15 protein-coding genes are annotated in these 18,014 nt (G+C 66.5%); 4 read left to right on the top strand and 11 right to left on the bottom strand.

The features are described 5' to 3' along the window. Positions 1–152 precede the first annotated feature (152 nt). Complete coding sequence (locus PJ259_RS01205; protein ID WP_271654420.1) at positions 153–875, top strand: IclR family transcriptional regulator; 723 nt, start codon at positions 153–155, stop codon at positions 873–875. Here PJ259_RS01205 and PJ259_RS01200 read toward each other — a convergent pair. The 3 genes from PJ259_RS01200 to PJ259_RS01190 all read right to left on the bottom strand — a co-directional run bounded on the left by PJ259_RS01200 (position 856) and on the right by PJ259_RS01190 (position 4,222). Beyond that, positions 856–1,788, bottom strand: coding sequence for an amidohydrolase family protein (locus PJ259_RS01200; RefSeq protein ID WP_271654419.1), 933 nt, complete (start codon positions 1,786–1,788; stop codon positions 856–858). The genes PJ259_RS01205 and PJ259_RS01200 overlap by 20 nt on opposite strands. 51 nt (positions 1,789–1,839) lie before the next feature. Then, positions 1,840–3,171 (bottom strand): MFS transporter, encoded by a 1,332-nt coding sequence (locus tag PJ259_RS01195; protein WP_271654418.1) that lies wholly within the window; start codon positions 3,169–3,171, stop codon positions 1,840–1,842. A gap of 73 nt (positions 3,172–3,244) precedes the next feature. After that, positions 3,245–4,222, bottom strand: a complete 978-nt coding sequence (locus PJ259_RS01190) for a hydroxyacid dehydrogenase (RefSeq protein WP_271654417.1) — start codon at positions 4,220–4,222, stop codon at positions 3,245–3,247. A 212-nt stretch (positions 4,223–4,434) separates the two neighbouring features. On the opposite strand from PJ259_RS01190, the gene PJ259_RS01185 reads away from it, so the two are divergent. Continuing rightward, the gene (locus PJ259_RS01185; RefSeq protein ID WP_271654416.1) at positions 4,435–5,109 is read left to right on the top strand and encodes an RraA family protein; all 675 of its coding nucleotides are present in this window, start codon (positions 4,435–4,437) and stop codon (positions 5,107–5,109) included. A gap of 210 nt (positions 5,110–5,319) precedes the next feature. On the opposite strand, the gene PJ259_RS01180 is transcribed toward PJ259_RS01185, so the two are convergent. From PJ259_RS01180 to PJ259_RS01155, 6 genes are all read right to left on the bottom strand, one after another. Continuing rightward, on the bottom strand, positions 5,320–6,675 hold the full coding sequence (locus PJ259_RS01180) for an MFS transporter (RefSeq protein WP_271654415.1): 1,356 nt from the start codon (positions 6,673–6,675) through the stop codon (positions 5,320–5,322). A 48-nt stretch (positions 6,676–6,723) separates the two neighbouring features. Beyond that, positions 6,724–7,644 (bottom strand): SMP-30/gluconolactonase/LRE family protein, encoded by a 921-nt coding sequence (locus PJ259_RS01175; protein WP_059314325.1) that lies wholly within the window; start codon positions 7,642–7,644, stop codon positions 6,724–6,726. Positions 7,645–8,092: 448 nt separating this feature from the next. Continuing rightward, positions 8,093–9,961, bottom strand: a complete 1,869-nt coding sequence (locus tag PJ259_RS01170) for a feruloyl-CoA synthase (protein WP_271654414.1) — start codon at positions 9,959–9,961, stop codon at positions 8,093–8,095. Positions 9,962–10,040: 79 nt separating this feature from the next. Then, positions 10,041–11,489, bottom strand: coding sequence for an aldehyde dehydrogenase (locus PJ259_RS01165; RefSeq protein ID WP_271654413.1), 1,449 nt, complete (start codon positions 11,487–11,489; stop codon positions 10,041–10,043). Between the two features lie 40 nt (positions 11,490–11,529). Then, positions 11,530–12,360, bottom strand: coding sequence for a p-hydroxycinnamoyl CoA hydratase/lyase (locus PJ259_RS01160; RefSeq protein WP_017638769.1), 831 nt, complete (start codon positions 12,358–12,360; stop codon positions 11,530–11,532). Positions 12,361–12,466: 106 nt separating this feature from the next. Next, the gene (locus tag PJ259_RS01155; RefSeq protein WP_271654412.1) at positions 12,467–13,810 is read right to left on the bottom strand and encodes an MFS transporter; all 1,344 of its coding nucleotides are present in this window, start codon (positions 13,808–13,810) and stop codon (positions 12,467–12,469) included. Between the two features lie 389 nt (positions 13,811–14,199). On the opposite strand from PJ259_RS01155, the gene PJ259_RS01150 reads away from it, so the two are divergent. Both PJ259_RS01150 and PJ259_RS01145 read left to right on the top strand, forming a co-directional pair. Further along, a complete protein-coding gene (locus PJ259_RS01150) occupies positions 14,200–15,258 on the top strand; it encodes an aromatic ring-hydroxylating dioxygenase subunit alpha (RefSeq protein WP_271654411.1) in 1,059 nt (352 codons plus the stop codon). Between the two features lie 9 nt (positions 15,259–15,267). Next, positions 15,268–16,221 (top strand): PDR/VanB family oxidoreductase, encoded by a 954-nt coding sequence (locus PJ259_RS01145; protein ID WP_271654410.1) that lies wholly within the window; start codon positions 15,268–15,270, stop codon positions 16,219–16,221. Positions 16,222–16,282: 61 nt separating this feature from the next. Here the strand turns inward: PJ259_RS01145 and PJ259_RS01140 are convergent, their stop codons facing one another. After that, positions 16,283–16,990 (bottom strand): GntR family transcriptional regulator, encoded by a 708-nt coding sequence (locus PJ259_RS01140; protein WP_184291127.1) that lies wholly within the window; start codon positions 16,988–16,990, stop codon positions 16,283–16,285. Continuing rightward, positions 16,987–17,892, bottom strand: a complete 906-nt coding sequence (locus tag PJ259_RS01135) for a LysR substrate-binding domain-containing protein (protein ID WP_271654409.1) — start codon at positions 17,890–17,892, stop codon at positions 16,987–16,989. Before PJ259_RS01135 ends, PJ259_RS01140 begins: the two co-directional genes overlap by 4 nt. Positions 17,893–18,014: the final 122 nt, after the last annotated feature.

Here is an 18,014-nt window from a genome sequence, read left to right as displayed (position 1 = left end):
CTGCGCACAACCGCAACCTACGAAAGCCAACCTACGCTCGAATACACCCTCTCCCTCAGGGAGAGGGCTGGGGTGAGGGCCAAGCAAACCCTAGGCGCTTGTGGCTCGCTCGCGGATAATGCGGCTTCCCGCCCGCTCAGGAGACATCCAGGTTGAACACCCCTCGTCCACGCCCGGAGGTTGCCGGCGTCGCCTCCGCCGACCGCGTCCTGACCGTGCTCACCGCCTTTCGTATCGGCGATTCGGCCCTGAGCCTGGCCGAGCTCACCACCCGCACCGGGCTGATCAAGAGCACCATCATGCGCCTGCTGGTCTCGCTGGAGACCTTTGGCCTGGTCACGCGCCTCGCCGATGGCCGCTACATGCTGGCCAGCGAAGTGGTGAGGCTGAATGCCATCTACCAGGACGCCCACGACGTGGAGCGCCACATCATGCCGCGCCTGCACCAGCTGACCGAAGAGAGTGGCGAGACCGCTTCCTTCTATGTGCGCCACGGCGCCTATCGACTCTGCCAGTACCGGGTGAATTCGCCACATCGCCTGCGCCTGCACCTGCAGCCCGGCGACATGCGCCCCATGGACGAAGCGGCCAGCGCCCAGGCCCTGCAGACCTCCCATGAGGTCGCCAAGGCCGGTCTGACGCCCTACTACTCCTGTGGTGTCACCGATCCCCATGCCGCGTCCCTGGCGCTGCCGATCTATGGTGCCCAGGAAGAACTGCTCGGCGCCCTGGTCATCTCCGGCCCGGCCAATCGCCTCACCCAGGAACGCGCTCGCGCCTTGCATGGGGTACTGGGTGCCACCGCCGACGAACTGACCCGCAGCCTGGGCGGCAAGCCGCTGTACGGCTCAACGGTCAAAAGCCGTACAGACTGACCGGGTTGTCACGCAGGATGGCGGTACGCGTCTGGTCATCGGGGGCCCACTCGGCCAGCAGGTCGAAGATGTGTCCGTCGTCCGGTTTGTTGTCAGCCGGCATCGTGGGGTGCGGCCAGTCGCTGCCCCACAGCAGCCGCTCGGGATGCCGGCGGACCAGCTCCCCCGCCACGGCACCGACGTCGGCATAGTCCGGCGGACCACTGCGCGTTCTGATATAGGGCCCTGACAGTTTTACCCAGGTGCGCTCCCCGTCCAGCAGACGACCGAGAACGGCGAAGGCCGCCGACTGCACGCCTTCCGGCTGCGGCACATGGCCGAGGTGATCGATCACCAGTCGCGCCGGCAGGCGCTGTAGTCGGCTTTCGAGTTCCACCAGCTGATTGCCTGGGGCGACCACCTGGACGTTCCAACCCAGCTCATTGACCCGCGCGGCCAGGGGCTCCAGATCTGCCAGATCGGCGCCGCCATAGCTGAGGTTGAAGCGGATCCCCCGCACCCCCGCCTGATGCAGTTCCTGCAATTGGACATCCGTGATCTGTCGGTCGATGACCGCCACACCCCGGGCCTGCCCTCCGCAGCGCGCCAGACCATCGAGCAGGCAACCATTGTTGGTGCCATAGGTGGACGGCGTGACGATCACCAGGCGTTGCAGCCCCAGCAGCGCCTGCAACTGGCGGTAGTCGTCCAGGGAGGCATTGGGCGGTAGCAGCTTGGAGCCTGGCGCGGCCGGATAGCGGTCGTCGTAGAGGTGCATGTGGCAGTCGACACTGCCAGCCGGAGCCTTGAGCGTTGGTGCTGTCTGGATACCGGAGAAGGGCGTGGCGGCCTGGGCGCCGAGGGTATTGAACAGGCACAGGGCGGCACTTGCCTGGGCGCTCGCATGCAGGAAGCGCCGACGCGTGAAGGTCATGCTGGAGTCCTCGTGAGGCTGCCGGCCCGAGCGGGCCGGCAGCGGTCGCCACTAGCTGGCGTTAGCGGTTGCGGCCTGGGCTTCGGCCTTGGCGCGGGCGGCCTTGCGGCCCATGACCAGCACCAGCAGGCCGCTGATGGCGCACAGGGTGGCCAGCGGCAGCACGGCCAGGGCATGGCTGTGGGTGGCGCCGTGGATGGCGCCATAGACGTTGACCATCACGCCGCCGCCGATCAGGTTGGCCAGGGCGCCGATGGCGGCCAGACCCGCCGCGGCAGTGGAAGACGACAGCCAGCCCGAGGCGAGTGCCCAGAACGGCCCCTTCATCGAGTAGGCACCGATCAGCACCAGGCTCAGCAGGATCACCGTGGCCGCCAGCGACGAGGTGAACATGCCCAGCAGGAGGCCCACGGCGATCAGCAGCATGGTGAGCGAGGTGTGCCAGCGACGTTCGCCGGTCCGATCCGAGCTGCGGCCCCAGAGGACCATCGCCACGGAGGCCAGGCCATAGGGAATGGCATTGGTGAGGCCGACCTCCAGATTGGACAGGCCAAAGGACTTGAGCAATTGCGGCGCCCAGACGCTCATGGTACTGCCGGCCGCCGAGGCGCCCGAGTAGATCAGCGCCATCACCCAGATGTCCTTGTGCTTGAGCAGCTGCCACAGGGAGATATGGCCAATGCTGGTCTTGCGCCCGCGCTCCTCGGCCAGCTTGAGCGTCAACCAGTTGCGCTGCTCGTCGCTCAGCCACTTGGCCTGCTCCGGGCGATCGGTCAGCACGAACAGGCAGGCGATACCCAGCAGCACGGCGGGGATACCTTCGAGGATGAACAGCCAGTGCCAGCCGCGCATGCCCAGCCAGCCGTCCATGCTCAGCAGCAGTCCGGAAAGCGGCGAGCCGAGGAAGTTGGCGCCTGGTATCGCCACCATGAAGATAGCGACCATCCGCGCTCTATAGTTGGAGGGTAGCCAGTAGGTGAGATACAGCAGCACCCCGGGAAAGAAGCCCGCTTCCGCGGCGCCGAGCAGGAAGCGCATTACGTACAGCGAGTTGGCCCCCTGCACGAAGGCGGTACCGGCCGAAATCAGGCCCCAGGTGATCATGATCCGGGCGATCCAGATCCGCGCGCCGAAGCGCTGCAGGGCCAGGTTGCTCGGCACCTCTACCAGGAAATAGGAAAAGAAGAACAGGCTGCTGGCGAAGCCGAAGATCGCCGGGGTCAGGCCCAGATCCTTGTTCATCTGCAGCGAGGCCATGCCGATGTTGCCGCGATCGATGATGGCGATCAGGTAACAGACGATCAGGAACGGCAGGATGCGCCAGGCGACGCGACGCATCGTCGTGCGTTCCAGCTCGCTGATCGGGGGCGTTGAGGTAGTCATGAGAGCTCTCCGTCTTATTGTTGTGGAGAAAGACGCGGCAGCCGGGCTGCAGGCTGCCGCGTCGCAGCCGGATCTAGGCGGCCGTCAGGTGGCGGTTGACCACCGCGCGTGACTCCACCGTCTTGCCGTGCCAGCAATCGAGAATCTGCTGCACCGCCACCAGGCCGACGCGGTCGCGCGCCTCGGTGGTGTTGGCGCCGACGTGGGGCGTGGCCACCAGGTTGGCGAGTCCCCACAGGTCGCTGTCCGCCGGCGGCGGTTCGGGATGGAAGGTGTCCAGGCCGGCGCCACCGATCTGACCTTCGCGCAGCGCCGTCACCAGGGCCTGGGTATCGATCAGCTCGCCACGAGCGGTGTTGATCAGCAGGCTACCCGGACGCATGCGGGCGAACTGTGCAGCGCTGAACAGGTGGCGGTTGGCTTCGGTCAGGGGGCAATGCAGGCTGATGACGTCGCACTCGGCCAACAGGTTGTCGAAGCTCTCTTCACGCTGCACATGATCGCGCGCGGGCAGGTTCTTGAGATAGGGATCATAAACGCGGACCTGCATCCGCAGCGGTGCCACCAGGTCCATCAGCACGCTGCCAATGGCACCCAGCCCCACCAGGCCCAGGGTCTTGCCGAAGAGTTCAGTGCCGTTGGCCTGGGCCTTGTCCCAGTGCCCGGCGCGCATCCGCGCATCCAGCCAGGCGGTCTGTCGCGCCACGCTGAACATCAGGGCGAAGGCGTGTTCGGCCACCGACTGGGCATTGGCGCCCAGGGCGATGGTGACCGGAATCCCCCGGTCGGCCGCGGCCTGCAGGTCGATGGTGTCGTAGCCCACGCCGTGCTTGGCGATGATCGCCAGCCTGGCCGACGCCTCGATCAGGGCGCGGGTCAGCTTGCCCTGGCGCACGATGATGGCGTCCGGCTGCTCCTGGCGGATCAGGGCGAGCAGGTCGTCATGGGGCATGTATGGCTCGGTCGGGATGACCTGAACGTCGTGGGCGGCGGCCAGGGCCATGGCTTCGGGAGCCAATGCCGGACCGGTGAGCAGAATCTTGCGGGTCATCGAGGTACCCCTTGTTGTTATGGACGGGCACAGCGCCTAGGGCGAGCGATCTGATTCAGAACCTATCATAATGAAACGCCATTGCAAATTTTATTGAAGCGCTCGCTAAATCGGTCGACCAAGGGACTTGAATCCATTAAAACGAAATGCAATTCTGAATTTAGCCAGCTAACACATGGCGGCATCCGACAATCCCTACAAGAGAAATGCCCATGACCATCGGCTTCAGAGTGCTCAATGCCCAACGCAAGGTCGCGGCCGACTGGGTCGCGCGTTACCGCGATATCCCGGTCGCCAACGTCAGCGACTCCATGCACCGCATGACCGCCGGCGGCTCGCGGCTGCGCCCCATGCATCGCCAGGGCGTGTTGGCCGGCCCGGCGCTGACCGTGAAGGCGCGCCCGGGCGACAACCTCATGCTGCATTACGCCCTGGACATCGCCGAACCGGGTGACGTCATCGTGGTGGATGCCGGCGGCGATCTAAGCAACGCCCTGATCGGCGAGATGATGGTGGCCTACGCGATCAAGCGCGGCGTGGCCGGCATCGTCATCAACGGCGCCATCCGCGATGCCGCCAACATCGGCGCCGGTGACTTCCCGCTGTTCGCCGCCGGCGTCTCCCACCGTGGTCCGTACAAGGACGGCCCCGGCGAGATCAACGTGCCCATCGCCATCGATGGTATGGTCATCGAGCCGGGTGACCTGGTGATCGGTGATGACGACGGTCTGCTCTGCGTGCCCTATGACCACGTCGCCGAGGTCTATGACCGCGCCGCCGCCAAGCACGCCGCCGAAGAAAAGCAGATGCAGCAGATCGCCGAAGGCAAGAACGACCGCAGATGGGTGCTGGCGGCGCTCAAGGAAAAGGGCTGCGCCCTCCCCTAACCCACTTTCCCGTTCGAAAAGAGGCAGCCAGGAGCTGCCTTTTTTCATGCCGTCACGACCCGCCCGCTCACTCGACGAACCACCTGCCAGGCACCCTCGAATCCCCGGGCTGCTGCGGGAAAGGCCATTCCATGACCCAGGCGATGCCCTAGGGGCCGGCAAAACAAAGAGGCGGCCTAGGCCGCCTCTTTCGCCCAGCCTCTCTCCGCCTCAGGTACGACCTACCCCTTCGAGGCCCGTGGCACCCAGCGGCTTCACCGGCTCTCTTCGACTCGGATCACCCAGCCAGAGCATCAGGGCGACGCCCAGCGCCAGCACCGAGGCCACCACATAGAAGGGCCCGGAGAAACTCTGGGTCGCATCCTTCACCAGGCCGATGGCGAAGGGTCCGACGAAGCCGCCCAGGTTGCCGATGGAGACGATCAGCGCCAGCCCGCCCGCCGCCGCCCTGCCGGTCAGGAAGGTGGAGGGAATGGCCCAGAAGGTCGCCTGGAAGGACAGGATGCTGGCTACCGTCACGCTGATACAGGTCATGCGCAGCAGCGGATCCGCCGAGAGTGCGGCGCCCACCAGGCCAAGGGCGGCCAGCGCCAGGGCGCCCGCCACATAGGGCAGACGCTGGGCACTCCGGTTGGCCTGGCGTGCCCAGAGCGTCATGGCGACGGCACCGAGCACATAGGGAATGGTGGCCACCAGCCCCACGGTGGTGTTTTGCATGCCCAGGCTCTTGATGATCTGCGGCATCCAGATGCCGATGCCAACGGAGCCCACGATGCCACAGAAGTTGATGGCGGCCAGCATGAATACCTTGGAATTGGTGAAGGCGTGGCGCAGCGTGGAGCCATGGGTCGAGCCGATCTCGCGCTGCTCGCGTGCCAGGCGCTCGGTCAGCCAGGTGCGCTCGCGGGTCGACAGCCAGCGCGCCTTGGCCGGCGTATCTACCAGCACGAAGAGACAGAGGATGCCGAGCAGCACCGCCGGCAGGGCTTCCGCCACCAGCAGGAATTGCCAGTTCCTCAGCCCCATGAAGTCATGCACGTCCAGCAGCAGCCCCGACAGCGGCGAGCCGATGATGTTGGCGGTGGGAATGCCCAGCAGGAAGGCCGCAGTGGCCTTGGCGCGCCATTTACCCGGAAACCAGTAGGTGAAGTAAAGGTAGACCCCTGGGGTAAAGCCGGCCTCGGCTACCCCCAGCAGGAAGCGCAGGATGCTGAAGCTGACCGGGCCGGTGGCGAAGGCCGTGGCCATGGAGATCAGCCCCCAGCTGATCATGATCCGCGCGATCCACACCCGCGCGCCAAAGCGCTGCAACAGCAGATTGCTCGGTACCTCGAAGAGGAAATAGCCGAAGAAGAACAGACCCGCTGCCCAGCCGAACATCGTCGCTGTAAGCCCCAGGTCCTGATTCATGCTCAGGGCGGCGAATCCCACGTTAGTGCGATCCAGGTAGCTGACCACGTAGCAGGCGAAGATGAACGGCAGGATGCGCCACAGGGCGCGTCGCAGAAGCTGCTCGCCCTCGGCATCGGTCAGCGGCGCCTGGGCGCCAGTACTCGTCTGGTTCATGGATGACCTCTCTTGTAATTGTTGTCTGGGCAAGCGCGGCCGCGCCGGTCAGAGATGGGAATACAGGGGGAGTCCGCGCACCGGGGTCTCGACGCGCAGGATGCTGCCGGTCTCGGATTCGGTGATGAACAGGCTGCGACCCTCGGGACCACCGAAGGCCAGGTTGGTGTTGCTGATGCCGGCGCAGGAGCGCAGGCGCGCCAGGGGTTCGGCGACCGGGGAGAGTTGCCACACCGAGCCGAAGCCGGTGTGGGCGATATAGAGATTGCTCTCCTCGTCTAGGGCCAGACCGTCGGGGCCACCCAGGCCGCCATGCAGCTGGGCGAAGACACCGACCTTGCCGATCAGCGGACCGTTGCCCAGCGGAATGCGCCAGACCTGCTGGGCCCGGGTGACCGCTATCAGCAGATGGTTGAGGCGTGGATCGAAGACGATGCCGTTGGGACTGGGCACCGTGGCCAGCAGGCAACTGAGCTGGCCATCGGCGCCCAGGCGATAGACGCGCCCACTGGGATCCTGCAGACCGGTCTGCCCCTGGTCGGTGAAGTAGAGATCGCCGCTCGGCGAGAACACCAGGTCGTTGACGCCCTTGAAGCCTTCCGAGCCGGCGCTGCCCAGCACCGTCTCCACTTCGCCACGCCGTGGATCGAGTTGCAGGATGCCGCGCTTGTAGTCGGCGATGAAAATTCGCCCGTCGCAGTGGATCTTCAGCCCATTGGGCCAGCCGTCGTATTCGCAGACCAGCTCCCACTCGCCCTTGGGGTCGATGCGAAAGATGCGCCCATAGGGGATGTCGGTCACATAGAGATTGCCCTGTCGATCGAAAGAGGGCCCTTCCAGAAAGGAATCGATGGCCCTGCCCTGGCGATTGGCATCGGCCCAGGCCGTGCGCCGCGGCTGGCGATAGCGCTCGGGCAGGCGGGTGAAGACGGAGGTTTCCAGCGTCGGAGGCGCAGCGAAGAAGCTCATGCACAGAGACCTTTAGAGGCGGAACATGCCGGCTAGCGGAGGGGTTTTACCCTTGTATTTATGAAACGCTATTTCAAAATAAAGGATGAATAGCCAAATGCAAGCAGTAAAAATCCAAAATCTCAGCCAAGAATGGATTGAGTAGTCTAAAAATCAGAATGAGAGACAGGAATCGCCGTATTGAACAACCACCCCCAGATCCGATGCGCGGATGAGATGACGAAGCCCAGGTGAACGGCGGACTAGACGGAAGCGGCAGATACGGCGGGCCTCGCTGTTGGCACCAGCCCAATTCGCAGAAGGTAGAAATGAAAACGCCTGACACCACTCAGGGTGTCAGGCGTTTCTCAAACAGGAACCGCATGGGTCGAGATATCCTTTCGGCCAAGACCGCGAGGACAGGAACAGCCGGCATTGCACCGTGTCGCCTGATCCTCTGGATTGCACCTCAGGCCCGGATCAACAGCGGCGCCGTTCCGCGATAGCAGGCCTCCAACCGTTCCGCGCGATGGGTCAGGACGCTGCGCTGGTTGAGCGAGCCCTTGTCGGTGATCTCGCCACGGTCGGCGGACGGCGGCTCCTCCTGCAGGGCGATCCATTCCAGGCGGCTGGCGTTGCCCGAGGCCTCGCGATTGAGGCGCTTGAGCCAGGCGGCGAACCAGTCCCGTACCGGCGCGCTGGCCAGCACCGTGGCGGCATCGGCGGTCTCGTCCAGCCCGGCCAGTTGCCGGCAGTCCGCCAGGCGTGGAAAGACCAGCAGTCCCAGACATTCGCGATCCGGCGCCGCCACCACCACGTCCTGCACCAGCGGCGTGCCCTCCAGTACCGCGCGGTTGCGCAAGGGACCGACGCTGACGAACACCCCGGACGACAGCTTGAAGTCCTCGGCGATGCGGCCATCGAACATCAGGCCCAGCTGCGGATTGGCAGGGTCGGCGAGCTTGAGGGCATCGCCCGAGCAGTAGAACCCCTCTTCGTCGAAGCAGGCGGCGGTCTGGGTGGCATCGCGCCAGTAACCGGGCATGATGTGCGGCCCGCGGAAACGCCCTTCCAGCTTGCCGTCCACCGGCACCAGCTTGAGTTCGCACCCCGGCGCCGGCACCCCGACGTAGCCGGCCACCGACAGCGGGCCGGTGGTGAAGGTGCAACTGGGCGAGGCCTCGGTCATGCCCAGGCCGGCCATCATGCGGATGCGCTCACCGCAGTGGGCCTCGGCGATGCGATCCAGGCGATCCCAGACGCTTTGCGACAGCCCCGCCGCGGCAAAGAAGAACAGCCGCATGCGGGCGAAGAAGCGCTCGCGCAACTCGGCATCGCGCTCCAGGGCATTGGCCAGCTCCTCCCAGCCGCGCGGAACCGTGAGATAGGCGGTGGGTGATACCTCGCGCAGATTGCGCAGGGTTTCGCCGAAGCCCTGGGGCGTCGGCTTGCCTTCGTCCAGATAGAAGGTGCCGCCGTTGTAGAGCACGATACCCAGGTTGTGACTGCCACCAAAGGTGTGGTTCCAGGGCAGCCAGTCCACCAGCACCGGCGGCTCCTCGCCAAACACCGGAAAGGTCTGCAGCAGCATCTGCTGGTTGGCGCAGAGCATGCGCTGGGTGGTGGTCACCGCCTTGGGCAGCTTGGTGGAGCCGGAAGTGAAAAGGAACTTGGCGATGCTGTCCGGGCCGGTCGCGGCGAAGGCGCGCTCGGCCGCGGCCAGTTCACCGCGAGCGAGCAGCGCCGCGAAGGCCAGGGTGATACGGCCCTGTACCTGACCGCGAGCCGCGATCACCGGTACGTCGGCCGGCAGCACGGCGTCCAGCGCCTTCTGGAAGGCCGGGCCATCGCTGACGAACACCAGTCCCGGCTGCAGCAGGCCGCAGACATGGCGCAGCTTGGCGTGATCCTGGGACAGTAGTGCATAGCCGGGCGACACCGGGCAGAAGGGAATGCCGGCGTAGAGTGCCGCCATGGCCAATTGCAGGTGCTCGGGGTCGTTGCCGGAGAGGATCGCCAGCGGGCGCTCGGCGGAGAGGCCGAACTCCAGCAGCGCGGCGGCCAGCTGGCGCACCCGTTGCAGCATCTCGGCATAGGAGAATTCGCGCCAGGCACCGCCCGTGTCCCGGGCAGCGAAGAAGGTGCGGTTCGGTGCCACCTCGGCCCAGTGCAGCAGCCGGTCCAACAGTCGCGGCGGCGGTGGCGTCAGGGCTTCCTGGGAGGCCATGTAGAGCAGTCCACCCCGCTCTTCCACGGTGACGCCGGGTTGTCCCAGGGTCACCGGGCGATAGCGCAGCGGCTGATCGGCGGGCGCGCGGGTGTGCGTGACGTGACTCACCTTGAATTCTCCTCTGGGCTGGCGCCCGAAGGCGCCTCTTATTGTTGTCGCGACAGGAGCGAGGGACGGCGGACGCTGATCAGATCGGGTAGTGGCGCGGCCCCGTCTGCAGCGTCACCCAGCGCAACTGGGTGAAGTGCTCGATGGAAGCGCGCGAGCCGAAGCTGCCGTAGCCGCTCGACTTGACGCCGCCGAAGGGCATCTGCGCCTCGTCGTGCACCGTGGGACCGTTGATGTGGCAGATGCCGCTCTCCACCCGCTGCGCCAGCGCCAGGGCACGGGCGGTGTCGCGGCTGAAGATGGCCGACGAGAGGCCGAATTCGGAATCGTTGGCCAGGCGCAGCAGGGCCTCGTCGCCCTCGGCACGGATCACCACCGCCACCGGGCCGAAGGATTCCTCGGCATAGAGCTGCATCTCGGCGGTGACGCCATCCAGCAGCGTCGGCTGCAGGATGCTGCCCTCCAGCTCGCCGCCGCAGACCAGGCGCGCGCCCTTGCCCACGCCGTCGTCGATCATGGCCTTGATGCGGGTCCCGGCGCTGGCGTCGATCAGGGAGCCGAGGACGGAGTCGGGTGCACTCGGATCACCGGCCTTGAGGGTTCGCACCTTGGCCGCCAGGCGCTCGACGAAGGCGTCGGCAATGCGGCTGTCCACCAGCAGGCGCTCGGTGGACATGCAGATCTGCCCCTGGTTGAAGTAGGCACCGAAGGCCGCCGCAGCGACCGCGGCATCCAGATCGGCGTCCTCCAGCACCAGCAGCGGTGCCTTGCCGCCCAGCTCCAGCACGGCGGGCTTGAGGTGGCGAGCCGACAGTTCACCGACGATACGACCGACCCGGGTGGACCCGGTGAAGTTGACGCGCCGCACCGCCGGGTTGGCGATCAGGCGCTCGACGATGGCCGGGGCATCTTCCGGAGCATTGGTGACGACGTTGACCACACCGTCGCCCAGGCCGGCATCCTGCAGCACCTGGCCGATCAACCGGTGCACGCCCGGGCTCTGCTCCGAGGCCTTGAGCACCACGGTGTTGCCGCAGGCCAGCGGCATGGCCAGGGCGCGGGTGCCCAGGATCACCGGGGCGTTCCAGGGCGCGATGCCCAGCACTACACCGCACGGCTGGCGCAGCGCCATGGCGAAGCTGCCGGGCACATCGGAGGGAATGACCTCGCCCTGGATCTGGGTGGTCATGGCCGCCGCTTCGCGCAGCATGTTGGCCGCCAGGTGGACATTGAAGCCGTACCAGTTGGCCATGGCGCCGGTCTCCCCGGCCAGGGCGACGAATTCGTCACTGCGTGCGGCCAACCCGTCGGCCGCGGCCAGCAGCCGGCGGCGCCGCTCGCCCGGCGGTAGCGCGGCCCAGGCGGGAAAGGCGGCCTGGGCCGCGGCGACGGCGGCGTCGGCATCCTCCGGGGTGGCGGCGGCCACCGTGGAGACCACCGCGCCGGTCACCGGATGGCAACGCTGATAGCTGCGACCGTTACCGGCCGGGCGGCTGGCGCCGCCGATGAGCAGGGATACCTCGACCATGACGCTACCTCTTGTTGTTGTGCATGGGGGCGGTGGCGGTTCAGCGCTTGTAGGTCTGCAGCCCGGGCTTGATGCTCTTGTCGTCGAGGAACTGCTTCATGCCCTGCTCGCGACCGCCTTCCGGATCCTGCAGACGCGACTGGTCGAGCTTGGCATAGAGGTAGTCCTCGTTCTGCTCCCAGGTCAGTTCGCGGCAGCGCTTGAAGCCGACCTTGGCGGCCCGCAGTACCACCGGATTCTTGTCCAGCAGCTCACGTGCCAGGGCGGTGGTCACCTCACGCAACTGTTCACGTGGCACGCTCTGGTTGACCAGCCCCATGGCGGCGGCCTCGGGACCGCTGAAGGTCTTGCCGGTCATCACATAGTAGAGCGCGGTGCGGTGGCCCACGGTGTCGGCCAGGGCCTTGCTCACCAGGTTGCCCGGAGGAATGCCCCAGTTGATCTCGGACAGGCCGAAGGTGGCCTCGTCGGCGGTGATGGCCAGGTCGCAGGCCACCAGCGGGCTGAAGCCGCCGCCAAAGCACCAGCCGTTGACCATGGCGATGGTCGGCTTGGCGTACATGCGCAGGAGCTTCCACTGCCACTGGGAGGCCTCGCGGCGAATCTTCTCCTGCAGGATTTCGGGGCCGGCATCGGTCTCGCGGAAGTACTCCTTGAGGTCCATGCCCGCGGTCCAGGCATCACCGGCACCCGTCAGCACCAGCACGCCGGCGCTGGCGTCCTGCTCCAGGGTCTCCAGCACCTCGACCATCTCGCGGTTGAGGGTGGGACTCATGGCGTTGCGTTTCTCGGGACGATTGAGCGTCACCCAGGCGATACCGTCCTCGATGTCCACTTTGACCGTCTGCCAGCGTCCGTCGTAACTGCCCATGGCGTGTGCCTCTTGTTGTTGGGTGGGTATGGAGCTGAAGCTACGCCAGGGAATTAGTTAAGTCAATTAACTATTTTTGGCAAAAGGATGACCTTGCCAAAAGCGGCTAGCCCAGCGCCTCGCCCTGCCGCCGACTCACCTCCGTGGCCGTAGGTCGCTGCTCGGGACGAGTCAGCAGGAGCAGCAGACCTGCCGCCACGAACACCCCGGCAAAGACCAGATACAGGCGTAGCGGGGGCCACCCGTTGTCGAGCAGCAGCCCGGCCACCACCGGTGAGAGGATGGCGCCAAGACGGCCGATGCCGATGCCCCAGCCCACGCCAGTGGCCCTGACTTCGGCGGCATAGGCCAGCGCTGGCAGCGCATAGAGTCCGGCGACGCAGCCATTGGCGAAAAGCCCGATCAGCAGGCCCATGGCCAGGGCACCGAGGTAGGAACTGCCCATCTGGGCGAAGGCCACCAGCAGCAGCGCGGTGGTCAGCATGAAGCCGCCCAGCGCGCGTGACAGCGGCAAGCGGGCGAACAGCAGGCCGACCAGGGCGGCGCCAAAGATGCCGCCTACGCTCAGCAGCACGCCACCAGCCACCCCCTGCTGCTCGGACAGCCCCAGGGTAGTCAGCAGCTTGGGCGTCCAGCTCATGATGAAGTAGAAGCCGAACATGGCCAGGAAGAACAGCGTCCATACCAGCAGCGTGGTCCGCCGTAGCGCGGGCGCCAGCAGCCGGCCGACGGTACCGCCCGCCGCTCGGGCCTCGGTCCGGGGTGGCAGCGCGGCCAGCGGCGGCTGCCCCAGGCGTCGGGCCAGCCGGTTGATCCGTACCAGAGCCCCGGTTGGGCGTCGCGTGAGGAGGAAATCCAGCGACTCGGGCAGGCCGATGAGCACCAGGGGAATGGCTCCCAGGGTGATGAGGCCGCCGGCGCAGAAGACCGCGCGCCAGCCCCAGTGCGACAGCAGCCAGACCGCCAGTAGTCCTCCCAGGGTAGCGCCCAGGGCATAGCCCATGCCCTGCAGGCTGACCGCCAGGCCGCGCCAGCGGCGCGCCGAATACTCGCTGGCGATCACGTTACTGCTGGCCAGCACCCCGCCTACGCCCAGTCCGGTCAGGCCCCGCAGCAACGCCAGCTGAAGGGGTGAGCCAGCCAGCGCCGAGAACAGCATGCCAGCGCCCGAGAGCAGCAGGCAGAACAGGATCAGGCGTCGTCGCCCCCAGTGATCGGCCAACGGCGCCAGCAGCAGCGAACCGGCGGCCATCCCCACCAGACCGGCGCTGAGCAGCATTCCCATCTGGGATCCGGAGAGGCCCCACTCGCGCGACACCGAGGCCGCGGTAAAGGCCATCACCAGCACGTCGAAGCCATCGATCATGTTGAGCAGGATGCAGACCAGCACCGCCAGGTACTGGAAACTGCGCATGGGGCCCTGGTCGACGATGTCGCGCAGATCGCTCATCGCCCACCTCCGGTGCAGGAAGGAGAACGGAAACGGAGCACGGTGCTCCTGGCCCCAGACGAAAAGACGGCGAAGCGCTCTGACATGGCAAGCATCCTTGAATTCTTGTTGTTGGAATCACAGCTCGAAAAGGCTGGCAAAAATGGATCCAATTCACAAGGCACTAGCTGCCTCAGGCCAAACTCGAATCTGACCGTTCCTCAGGTCCCAACTAGAGGAAATGCCAAGACAATCAAGGCCATTCTGGCTTCACCGCAACGAATACAGCCGCAATTTACTGGGCGATTATCGACCAGCAACCGCTACCTCACCGGGCCTAACCGCATTGACACCCTCGGGCACCCCAATCAATTATTGGATCCAATAGACAACAACAAGAGGTTCCAATCATGTACCCGAAGAACGCCTGGTACGTTGCCTGCACCCCCGACGAAGTCCAAGACAAGCCCCTCGGCCGGCAGATCTGCGGCGAGCCCCTGGTCTTCTATCGCGACGCCAACGGCCAGGTGGTGGCGCTGGAAGACTTCTGCCCGCACCGTGGTGCGCCGCTGTCGCTGGGCTTCGTCCGCGACGGCACCCTGGTCTGTGGCTATCACGGCCTGGAAATGGGCTGCGGCGGCAAGACCCTGGGCATGCCAGGCCAGCGGGTCGGCGTCTTTCCCGCGGTACGCCCCTATGCCGCCGTGGAGCGGCACGGCTTCATCTGGGTCTGGCCAGGTGATCAGGCCAAGGCCGATCCGGCCCTGATTCCCTATCTGGAATGGGCCGAAAGCCCCGACTGGGCCTATGGCGGCGGCCTGTATCACATCCAGTGCGACTACCGCCTGATGATCGATAACCTCATGGACCTCACCCACGAGACCTACGTCCACGCCTCCAGCATTGGCCAGAAGGAGATCGACGAGGCGCCGCCAGCCACCCGCGTCGAGGGGGACGAGGTCATCACCAGCCGGCACATGGAAAACATTTCCGCCCCGCCCTTCTGGCGCATGGCCCTGCGCGGCAATGGCCTGGCCGACGACGTCCCGGTGGATCGCTGGCAGATCTGCCGCTTCACTCCGCCCAGCCACGTGATGATCGAGGTGGGCGTGGCCCATGCCGGCCATGGCGGCTACGACGCGCCGGCTGCGGTCAAGGCCGCCAGCGTGGTGGTGGACTTCATCACCCCCGAGACCGAGACCTCCATCTGGTACTTCTGGGGGATGGCACGCAACTTCAAGGCGGAGGACGCCGAACTCACCGCCAGCATCCGCGAGGGCCAGGGCAAGATCTTCGGCGAAGACCTGGAGATGCTCGAACGCCAGCAGCAGAACCTCTTGCGCTATCCCGAACGCGGGCTGCTCAAGCTCAATATCGATGCCGGCGGCGTGCAGTCGCGGCAGATCATCGACCGCCTGCTGGCCGCCGAACAGGCCGCCACCGGCATCCCGATCCGGCAGATCGCCTAGGAGACAGTCATGCTCGATCTGATCGTCACCGCCGTGCAACGTGAAGCCCCCACCATCCTGGCCTTCGACCTGGCCCGCGCCGACGGTGGTCCGCTGCCCAGCTTCAGCGCCGGCGCTCACCTGGAGATCACCCTGGGCGACGGCCTGGTCCGCCACTATTCGCTCTGCACCGCACCCGAGCCCGCCCCGACTCGCTATCGCATCGCGGTGCTCCTCGTCGCCGACTCCCGCGGCGGCTCCCAGGCCATGCATGAATTGGAGGTAGGTGATCGCCTGCAGGTGAGCGAGCCGCGCAACCTCTTCGCACTGGTCCCCACTGCGCGCCGCACCCAGCTGCTGGCCGGTGGTATCGGCATCACCCCGATCCTGGCCATGGCCGAGCAGCTCCATCAGCAGGGCGCGCGCTTCAGCCTGCGCTACCTGGTGCGGGATCGCGAGCACGCCGCCTTCATCCCCTGGCTCAAGGCGCGGCCCTATGCCGACCAGGTCAGGGTCCACTTCGACCAGCACGACCCGGCGCTGCGACCCAACTTCCAGCACCTGCTCGGCCCGGCGGCGCCGGACGACCACCTCTATGTCTGCGGACCGGCGGGTTTCATGGCCGCTGTGGTGGACGCCGCCCAGGCCCAGGGCTGGCAACCCGGGCAGATCCACCGCGAATACTTCGCCGCCGACCCCGCCGCCCAGGGCGAGCAAAGGCCCTTCGAGGTGGAGCTGGCGCGCAGCGGACGCCGCGTGGAGGTACCGGCCGAGCGCAGCGTGGTCGAGGTGCTGGCCGACCTCGGGATCGTCCTGCCGGTCTCCTGTGGCCAGGGCCTCTGCGGCACCTGCCTGACCCCAGTGCTGGCCGGTGAACCCGAGCACCGCGATCTCTTTCTTTCCGAAGCCGAGCACGCCGCCAACGATCGCTTCACCCCCTGCTGCTCGCGCGCCAAGGGCGAGCGGTTGGTGCTGGATCTCTGACAAACCGAGCCCGCCCTACCTCCCCTCTCCCCTTGGAAGAGGGCCGGGGTGAGGGTCCGCTCTACACCAGCACCTTCATCGCCCCCGCCTCGCCCTCTTCCCCACCAAACCACCGCGCATACCCCAGGGTCGCCTGGGCGTGCTCGCGCATGATGCCCTCGGCGCGGGCGCCCTGGCCGCGCACCAGGGCGTCGAACACCGCATGGTGCTGCAGGTGGGCGAAATTGAAGCGACGGTACTCGCGGTCGAGATCCTCGGCATCCACCGCCAGGGCGCTCACCGAGGCGAAGGGCAGGTGCTCGTGACGCCCCAGGGCCACGGCGATGGCCGGATTACCGCTGGCCGCGACGATGGCCTGGTGAAAGGCCCGATTGAGATCGTGATAGTCCTCCAGGTCCTCCAGCCGCACATGCCCTTTGGCGAACAGTCGATCGCCACGGCGCAGGCAGTCTTCCAGCGTGGCGCGCGTGGCCGCATCCAGGCCGCGCTCGGCCGCCTGGCGCGCGGCCAGGCCTTCCAGCACGCCGCGCACCTCCACCGCGCCTTCCAGATCCGCGCCCGTCAGCGCGCGCACCTGATAGCCCCGGGCGCCGCTGCGCTCCAGCAAGCCCTCCTGGGCCAGGGTGCGCAGGGCCAGCCGCACCGGCATGCGTGACACGGCGAAGCGCTCGGCGGTGGGAATCTCCGCCAGCCGCTCGCCCGCCGTGAGTTCGCCGGACAGAATCATCTGCCGCAGCGCGGCCAGTACCCGCTGTCCCGGCTTGCTCATGACAGTCCCTCTCCTTCGTTGATCTCGGCCAGCAGCCACTGGCGAAAGGCCTGCAGCGACGGCAGCCCTTCGTTGCGCGGTGGATAGACCAGGTAATAGCTGCGCCGACTGACCAGCGCCGGACCGCAGGCCAGCAGCTCGCCCTGGGCCAGTTCGTCCTCTACCAGTACCCGCGGCACCAACCCGATGCCGATGCCGGCGCGCACCGCCTGGATCAGGTGCGAGGTCAGCTCGAAACTCGGCCCCGGGCGCATGGCCCGATGGGGCAGCTCATGGTGGCGGAACCATTCACCCCAGGCCTGGGGATTGTTGACCACGCCCAGCAGTAGCTGGCCAGCCAGGGTCGCCGGCGTCGCATCCGGCAACTCGGCCAGCGTCGTCGGGCTGGCAATCACCACAAGCTGCTCGGCCTGCAGCGGATGAGCACAAAGCCCTGGCCAGTTGCCGCTGCCGACGCTGATAGCCGCATCGATCTCGCTGGCGGCGAAGTCCACCGCCTGGATGCGCGAATGCAGGTGCACCAGCATGCCGGGATGGGCAGCGTAGAAGTCACCCAGGCGTGGCAACAGCCACTTGGAACCAAAGGTCGGCAGCACCGCCAGGCGCAGCGTGCCCTGCCCGGAGGCGAAGGCCATGGCCTGCAGGGTGGCGCTGCGGATCTGCCCCAGGGCCAGGCCCAGCTCACGGCTATAGGCGCGGCCCACGTCGGTAAGCACGATCTGCCGGCCTTCGCGGCGGAACAGCGTCAGACCCAGCAACTGTTCCAGCGCCTGCACCTGGCGCCCTACGGCACTCTGAGTCAAGGACAGCTCTTCGGCCGCCCGGGTATAGCTCTCGTGGCGCGCCGCCGCCTCGAAGGCCAGCAGCAGCGACATGGAGGGCGTCAGGCGACGGTGATTCATTCAGGATCTTCCGGCATAGGCGGCGGAATCTTCGGTTGTGGCCCCGGCGCGCTGTGGTGAGAATGCCTACTATAGCCAGAAAAGGTCGATGCCATTCCTTCGTTCGCTGAAGGAGACGGCCA

The sequence above is a fragment of the Pseudomonas sp. JBR1 genome, from assembly GCF_028198185.1.
GTDB classification, from domain to species: domain Bacteria; phylum Pseudomonadota; class Gammaproteobacteria; order Pseudomonadales; family Pseudomonadaceae; genus Chryseomonas; species Chryseomonas oryzihabitans_E.
This window is presented reverse-complemented; position numbering and strand designations above follow the sequence as displayed.

Bases quoted from the DNA above. Each gene is read 5' to 3' on its own strand.
- PJ259_RS01200 (WP_271654419.1), bottom strand. From the start codon at position 1,788: ATGACCTTCACGCGTCGGCGCTTCCTGCATGCGAGCGCCCAGGCAAGT.
- PJ259_RS01195 (WP_271654418.1), bottom strand. From the start codon at position 3,171: ATGACTACCTCAACGCCCCCGATCAGCGAGCTGGAACGCACGACGATG.
- PJ259_RS01190 (WP_271654417.1), bottom strand. From the start codon at position 4,222: ATGACCCGCAAGATTCTGCTCACCGGTCCGGCATTGGCTCCCGAAGCC.
- PJ259_RS01185 (WP_271654416.1), top strand. From the start codon at position 4,435: ATGACCATCGGCTTCAGAGTGCTCAATGCCCAACGCAAGGTCGCGGCC.
- PJ259_RS01180 (WP_271654415.1), bottom strand. From the start codon at position 6,675: ATGAACCAGACGAGTACTGGCGCCCAGGCGCCGCTGACCGATGCCGAG.
- PJ259_RS01175 (WP_059314325.1), bottom strand. From the start codon at position 7,644: ATGAGCTTCTTCGCTGCGCCTCCGACGCTGGAAACCTCCGTCTTCACC.
- PJ259_RS01165 (WP_271654413.1), bottom strand. From the start codon at position 11,489: ATGGTCGAGGTATCCCTGCTCATCGGCGGCGCCAGCCGCCCGGCCGGT.
- PJ259_RS01160 (WP_017638769.1), bottom strand. From the start codon at position 12,360: ATGGGCAGTTACGACGGACGCTGGCAGACGGTCAAAGTGGACATCGAG.
- PJ259_RS01155 (WP_271654412.1), bottom strand. From the start codon at position 13,810: ATGAGCGATCTGCGCGACATCGTCGACCAGGGCCCCATGCGCAGTTTC.
- PJ259_RS01150 (WP_271654411.1), top strand. From the start codon at position 14,200: ATGTACCCGAAGAACGCCTGGTACGTTGCCTGCACCCCCGACGAAGTC.
- PJ259_RS01145 (WP_271654410.1), top strand. From the start codon at position 15,268: ATGCTCGATCTGATCGTCACCGCCGTGCAACGTGAAGCCCCCACCATC.
- PJ259_RS01140 (WP_184291127.1), bottom strand. From the start codon at position 16,990: ATGAGCAAGCCGGGACAGCGGGTACTGGCCGCGCTGCGGCAGATGATT.
- PJ259_RS01135 (WP_271654409.1), bottom strand. From the start codon at position 17,892: ATGAATCACCGTCGCCTGACGCCCTCCATGTCGCTGCTGCTGGCCTTC.